This is a genomic window from Microcoleus sp. K1-B1 (assembly GCF_036704705.1).
In the GTDB taxonomy this organism is placed as follows: Bacteria; Cyanobacteriota; Cyanobacteriia; order Cyanobacteriales; family Microcoleaceae; genus Microcoleus.
The window spans coordinates 145,787-152,968 of the sequence record NZ_JAUBSH010000003.1; the positions used below are offsets into that span (position 1 = coordinate 145,787).

Annotated in this window: 5 protein-coding genes and 1 pseudogene; 2 read left to right on the forward strand and 4 right to left on the reverse strand. The window is 37.0% G+C overall.

The window, feature by feature from the left end:
* Positions 1–83: 83 nt before the first annotated feature.
* Together QUA83_RS02035 and QUA83_RS02040 are read left to right on the forward strand one after the other, a co-directional pair.
* Positions 84–1,610, forward strand: coding sequence for an ATP-binding protein (locus QUA83_RS02035; protein WP_333291104.1), 1,527 nt, complete (start codon positions 84–86; stop codon positions 1,608–1,610).
* 133 nt (positions 1,611–1,743) lie between these two features.
* A pseudogene (locus QUA83_RS02040) lies at positions 1,744–2,474 on the forward strand (IS1 family transposase).
* Positions 2,475–2,664: 190 nt separating this feature from the next.
* On the opposite strand, the gene QUA83_RS02045 reads toward QUA83_RS02040, so the two are convergent.
* From QUA83_RS02045 to QUA83_RS02060, 4 genes are all read right to left on the reverse strand, one after another.
* Positions 2,665–3,732: an NAD-dependent epimerase/dehydratase family protein gene (locus tag QUA83_RS02045; RefSeq protein WP_333291106.1), complete on the reverse strand. Its 1,068-nt coding sequence runs from the start codon at positions 3,730–3,732 to the stop codon at positions 2,665–2,667.
* Positions 3,733–3,743: 11 nt separating this feature from the next.
* Positions 3,744–5,069, reverse strand: coding sequence for a hypothetical protein (locus QUA83_RS02050; protein WP_333291108.1), 1,326 nt, complete (start codon positions 5,067–5,069; stop codon positions 3,744–3,746).
* 3 nt (positions 5,070–5,072) lie between these two features.
* Positions 5,073–6,383, reverse strand: coding sequence for a glycosyltransferase (locus tag QUA83_RS02055; RefSeq protein ID WP_333291109.1), 1,311 nt, complete (start codon positions 6,381–6,383; stop codon positions 5,073–5,075).
* A 376-nt stretch (positions 6,384–6,759) separates the two neighbouring features.
* Positions 6,760–6,933 carry a hypothetical protein gene (locus QUA83_RS02060; protein WP_333291111.1) on the reverse strand — a complete coding sequence of 58 codons (174 nt, stop codon included), beginning with the start codon at positions 6,931–6,933 and terminating at the stop codon, positions 6,760–6,762.
* Positions 6,934–7,182 lie beyond the last annotated feature (249 nt).

Here is a 7,182-nt window from a genome sequence, read left to right on the forward strand (position 1 = left end):
TAAGCCGCAGGTGAAAGAAACCCCTGGTTGAAATTAATTGACACCAGTCAGAGTCCATTTTCTCACAACTCAAAGGAAATATTATGCAGGAAATGTGGAAAACTTTTTTTACTTCCGGGCCATTTATTCCTCACGGCCACTGCTATCTCTGGCATACCCCGTTAGTCTGGCTTCACCTTACCTCAGATTCAATCATTGCACTCGCGTATTTTTCCATCCCGATTACATTGGTTTATTTTATTTCCAAACGCGAAGATTTGCCCTTTGATTGGATCTTTGCCCTGTTTGGAGCCTTTATCGTCGCCTGTGGCATCACTCACATATTTGAACTCTGGACACTTTGGCATCCTACCTATTGGCTTTCAGGAACAATGAAAGCAATTACTGCCATTATTTCCTTTTCTACAGCCATACTTTTGGTAGACTTAATCCCTCAAGCCCTAGCACTTCCCAGTCCCGCACAGTTAGAATCTGCCAACCGACTCCTAGAAGCTGAAATTGTCGAGCGCCAATTAGCCGAAGCTGCACTAAAAACAGCCAAAGAAGAACTAGAAATTCGAGTTGAGGAACGCACCGCAGAGTTAAAGTCTCAAACTCAACAGTTAGAATTGGCAAACCGACTCCTAGCATCGGAAATTATCGAGCGCCAATTAGCCGAAGCTGCACTAAAAAAAGCTAAAGAAGAATTAGAAATCCGAGTTGAAGAACGCACCGCAGAGTTAAAGTTTCAAACTCAACAACTCGAACAAGCCTTGTCTGAATTGAAGCAGGCTCAATCAAAGCTAATTCATAGCGAAAAAATGTCATCTTTGGGGCAATTGGTCGCTGGGGTTGCTCATGAAATCAACAATCCGATCAACTTTATTTATGCGAATGTTACTCACGCTCGCGAGTATGCCGATAGTTTGCTAGAATTGGTGAATATCTATCAAGAGCAGTATCCGAATCCCCTACCCAGACTTAAAGAAAAACTCCAGTCTGTAGATTTAGATTTTATTATCTATGACCTACCAAAAATATTAATTTCTATGAAAAACGGGGCCGAGCGCATTCTCGGTATTGTCAAGTCGCTGCGAGTTTTTTCGCGCCATGACGAAGCAGAAATGAAAGTAGCCGACGTTCATAAAGGAATTGACAGCACACTGATGATTTTGCAAAGCAGATTGAATGCTAAGCCCGGTTTGGCGAATATTCAAGTTATCAAAGAATATGGCAATTTACCCCGAATAGAGTGCTACCCCGGACAGCTAAATCAAGTGTTTATGAATATCCTGGCTAATGCTATTGATGCTTTAGAAGAGGACAGCCACAGCGAGTCGATTGCAGGCAATGAAGCTAATCCCCGCATCATCAAAATTTCTACTAAACTTTTAGACAGTGAAGTGGTAGAAATCCGAATTAGCAACAACGGGCCAGAAATCATAGAATCGGTGAGAAACCAGTTATTCAATCCATTTTTTACCACTAAACCAGTAGGTAAAGGTACGGGATTGGGTTTATCTATTAGCTATCAAATTATCACAGTAAGACATAAAGGCGAATTGCAGTGTATTTCTGCACCGGGGAAAGGTGCAGAATTTATGATCAAAATTCCGCTTACCCTGCAATAAACCTTTAACAATCCCCAACAAACCTAAATTCAAATATTTGTCTTCAGGCCGAAGAGTCCTTATTTATAAAAACGTAGTGATGCACAGTAATGGTTTAATAGATTAAATCCACATAAATTTCAGAGGTAAAAGTATGGAATGTCCTAATTGCCCAAGCGATTTTTTTATTAAAAAGGAAAAAAGTTATTACAGAAACCAGCGATTTAAATGTAAAAACTGTGGTCGTCAAGAAGATTGAAAATTCTAAATATAAACAGATTTCACTCCGAGACTAAAGCCTTAATTGAGCGGCTGATTTTAGAATAAATTTCTCAAGCCGGAATTGCGAGAGCGACGGGCGTATCCATTCGATGGCTTCAGAATAGTCTCAATAAAAAGTATGCCGAAATTTACCCAGAAATTTCGGTGATGAAAAAAGCTCCCATGTCAGTTGACTTTAGAGCTAGATGAAATGTGGTTATTTGTCAAAAACAAGGGAAACAAGCAATGGATCGGGAGAGCTTTAGCTCAAAAGACCCGTGAAATTGTTGGGCTTTATATTGGAGACCGCTCAAAAAAATCTGCGTCCGAGCTCTGGCAATCTTTACCTCCTGTCTATAGACAATGTGCTGTTTGTTATACTGATTTTTGGGAATCTAGATGAGGAAGTGCTACCTTTTAAAAGACATTGACCTGTAGGCAAAGAATCGGGAAAAACCAGCCAGATTGAAAGAGTTAATAATACTTTACGGCAGCAAATTTCTCGTTTGGTTCGTAAAACCTTGTCTTTCTCAAAAAAACAGCTTGCACCATATTGGGGCAATTTTTAACTTTGTACATCACTATAATTCTTGCATCAGAAAACGATATCATTACTGTGCATGACTACCCAAAGACTTAATAGCAGCCAAACGGCGATTAACAGTAGATTCAGCCAAACCTTTATCAATTAGCTTGGCTTTATTAGGACTTACGCAGGCTTAAGGCTGTAGGAAGGTTTTGAGATTGCTAAGCCCGCTCCGGGCAGGCTTCGCTCGCAATGACAGCATTACATTGTCTATGCGTAAGTCCAGTTTTAATTAAAAACGTCAGTGACGTATTTCTCAAATTGATAAATCCACTCATAAATTTCAGTGAGAGTTATCTTAGCATCTCTTTTGGGTTGCCATCCAGTGGCATTCATCACTTTGCGGGAGTCTGTAATAAAAATAGGAATATCACCGATGCGGTTTTCTAGAATAGGATTGATTGTAATTTTATGTCCCGTAATTTCCTGACAAAGCTGAGTTGTTTCATAAAGCGAAAGCGTGTTGTTAACCCCACCACCCACATTAAAAATTTGTCCTTTTAATTTTTCTAAATTGTCAATTTGTAAATCTATCAATTCTAGTAAATCTGCTATATGCAAAAAGTCTCTGACCTGTTTACCTGTCCCTCCATAACCGATGTATTTTAAGGGTTTTTGGAAGTAGTGAAATGCTATCCACAAGGCAAAAATACCTTGATCTACTTTGCCCATTTGCCAGGGGCCAGTCAACACCCCACAGCGATTAATTAGAGTTCTTAATCCATAGGCATCCGCATATTCTGTAATTAGTAATTCTGAGGCTAATTTGGTTGAACCGTAGAGAGAACGAGCTTTATCCAAGGGAAATTCCTCTGAAATACCATGACTAGAAGCTCCTCGTAAAGATTGTTGCTCTAAAAGTTGAAAACGGGTTTCTGCTTCTGTGAAGTTTAAAGCATTAAGATAAGCAATAGGATAAATTCGACTGGTAGACAGAAAAATAAAATCTGCGTGAGTTTGACGAGCTAATTCTAAACAGTTAATGGTTCCGACTAAGTTAGTTTGTAAAACATAACCAGGAGAAGTGTATCCTGTTAACACCGATGGTTCCGCAGAACATTCTAAAATTAAATCTGATTGCAATACTACCGGATCTAAATCTTCTGGATTTCGGATATCACCATGAACAAACTGAATACCTGCTTGCTTGAGCCGGGGTAAATTTAATTCTGAACCCCTTCGCCTCAGATTATCTAAGGCCGTAATTTGCCAGTCGGGATGGCGTTGGATCAGTCCCAAACCAAGAGAACTGCCTACAAATCCTGAACCCCCAGTAATCAAAACTCTTCTACTCATAATTGTTTACCTCACTGATTGTTAGCGTCAAAGCCTCTAGGTTGAAAATATATATAACTTTTTAACCAGTTTGGCAAGGTTAATATTGTACTATAAGCAAAAAATAAAAACAAGAGCCAATTGAGCAATTCATCTAAGTAGTAAATTTGGTGACTTTTACTACTTAACCAAGTAGTTAAAATGATTGCCATTAATGCTAGACCGGAGATAGACTCAAATTGAACTTGAGTTTTTAGCCACGCCAAGATTTGTGGAATAGTAAATAGTAAAAATATGAGCCTATAGTCCCAATTATTACCTATTAAGAAAGTTCCAATATATATACTAGAGCCTATCCTAAAAGCTTCAATTTGATTAATATTTAGTTTGTTATTTTCAAATAAATTCTCTGTGTGCTTAGCCAATAAATAAGATATTAACAAAAATAAGGCTATGGTCAAACAAAATATTAATAACTTGATTTGATTAAAATATTGTGGAATATGAGAATTATAAAAACTATAAAAATATCTGTCTAATTCATCAAAGATAACATCGAATATTACCTTTCCACCATAAGAAAATATTGTAGATCTAGGTGTCGCCTTACTAATAAGAATAATACTTTCAAAATTTGTAACTACATAAATTCCAAAAGCTATAAAAATAGAGATAAAAATAACAGTAAAATTGCGCTTTTTTTCTTTAATAGCAGTTATTAAAGCAAACATAGGGTAAAGTTTTAAAATGGCAGCAAACATTATTATTATGTAAGAAAAATAACGCCAAATAGCGGTTTGATTTTTCATTATTAATAACGATAAAGATAAAATAATAAAAATAATTAGATCGTTGTTACACCGTTCTATGGCCAACATTACTGAAGGAGAACACAAAATTAGTGCATAAAACAAAGCTTCAATATAATTCAATCGTTTAATAGTAACAAAGACTAAGCTAAAAAATAGCAATCCGAACAGAATTCCCAAAATAACTGTATGACTTTGAGCTAATCCCCAGGATGCAGGGACTGACCAAATTCGTGGATAGTTCATCGGACGCTTCCAAGGATCGCAGGGATTCGCAACGAGAACATCATAGCCTAAGCGAATACATTCAGCACCACTCGTTATCACCCTTAGATCGGCAAAGGGAGGTAGCATTTTTGGAACTAATGGATATATGAAATTAAATTTAATCCATGAATCAGGGTAATTATAGAAAAAAATTGTAGCAATAGCTATGGGCATAAAATATGCAATTAAAATTGCAAACAATAAGATGCGTCCGTCAAGTTTAGTGGTTTTGGATAACTGATGGTTAAGATAGTTTTGAAAGCTTTGTAAAACTCTATACATAAATTATTTATTTGTTTGTTTGAGAATGGTTGTTTGAGTTTGCTTGCGAACATAATCTCCCATAGAAAAATGTTTTTCTAGCCAAATATAAAGAACAATAAATAAATATCTGCTTCCCATTTCTTTGATTTTTAGCTTAGATACTCCTGCTTTACGATTTTGCCATGTAATAGGAATAATTTTGTATGAATACCCCCTAACAATTGCCTTGAGAGGAATTTCAACAGTTAAGTTAAAGTGATGAGATAGCAGTGGGTAAATACCTTGAATTACCTCTCTATGGTAGGCTTTAAAGGCATTAGTTGTATCATTTAATTTTAATCCGAATATGATTTGAATAAATAAATTAGCTAACCGGTTTATGAATAACTTATGAGTGGGATAATCAACAACTTTACTGCCCTTGATGAATCGAGAACCAAACACGCAATCGTAACCTTCTTGCAGCAGATAATAGTAATCAACAATATTTTCCGGGGAATCGGAACTATCGGCCATAACAATGGCTACAGCATCTCCTTGAAAATTCTCTAAACCGCAGCGAATAGCAAAACCAAAACCGTTAGGAAAATAGTTATTTATGTAACGCACTTTGCTGGTTTGAGAACTGAGTTTTTGCAATAATTCTTCGGTGCGATCGCAACTATTATCATTGACTATGAGAATTTCATAATCAATTCCCTCTTTTTCTAGTAATTGGGTGATAGATTCAACAGTTTCGACTATACAACCTTCTTCATTATGAGCTGGAATTAAAATCGAAAAAAGTTTAATTTCTGTCGATTTTTCTGATTGAGGTACTTTTCTTAAGTAAGAAGAGCTATTTTCCAGTGCAGGAGCCAATCCTTCTGGATAATATATGTCTGGAGGAAAGAGTGTTGGTTCCTGAGTTTGTTGAGGTGGAGTTTTAAAGACGAATCTATCACTAATCAGATAATTTAGAGATGCACTCAATATTACACCTACCAAGGTATTAATTGCGTAATTTATCTTTAACCAATCTAATAAAGGAAATACCAGGAAGATGCGAGCGATTACGGAAGTACCAGCCGAGAGATGGTACAAGGGAATTTGTCGCCACAATACCTCTTGAAGTGTCCACGAACCTCCTGGCCAAACCCAAATTCGATAGATAAAAAAACTTGCTAAAAGTGAAATTTCAATTGATATCACATTAGCAATATTGCGTAAGGTGGGTGTATCAAACCCTAGCTTGTCAATCATCAAAAAAATCAAAAGCAAATTTATGATTCCTGATACACCACCGCCCAAAATAAATTTAAAACTTTTTTGCCGAAATAGCTTTTTTAGCATCTTGAAAAAATCTAAAAACTACATTATTTCTTTTTTTATTTTTAAGCTTTTGACATTCCTACCCCTTCAAGGGTAAACTTTCGTGGCATTTTATCTGTAAAATTTTTAGTGTAGTCGCATTATAATAAGGGATAATATCACATGAAATGCGAATATTCACATTAAGAGTTGTAAAAATTTTGCCTTGGGATGGCGATCGCGAACCCTGACAGACTCGGGACTGGGGAACGTTCAAATATAACAGGACTTACGCAAAAATACCCGTAACGCTGCCATCCTGGCGGTAAAGAAACGGCCAGGATGGCGGCGTTAAGTAAAGCGTGCGTAAGTCCTGTATAACACAATACGGTTTAGTTAAGGCCGAACAAGTGGTACACTAGAGCGTCGGTACAGTATTAGAAGTTGACAAAAAAGAGGTAGTAGATTGAGGCGATCGCAACTCTTGCATTAAGGCTTCATTAGGATGAATGGATACAGTCCGTCCTATTTTACTGTTTGTGTAGTCGGCTCTTAAAGGAAAAATTGTACATTCACTCTGAGGAAAACGCACAATTTTTCCCGGTTCAAATGGGACAGTGACCTGATTGGGACAGCTAATTAAATGGGTATCTCAATCCAGAAAAAAGGAATTTTTATCAAATCGGCCAGAATTTATGACAGGCCTTGCCTTGCAAAATATCTTTAATGTTTCATCCCGTTGTGTAACCCAATGACTAGATAAATAGGGCTTGCTGAATAATCGATCGCATATTGCGTGGCGAAAGGTTTCGAGCGCGGGAGCGAGAGTAAAGTGCAAGAT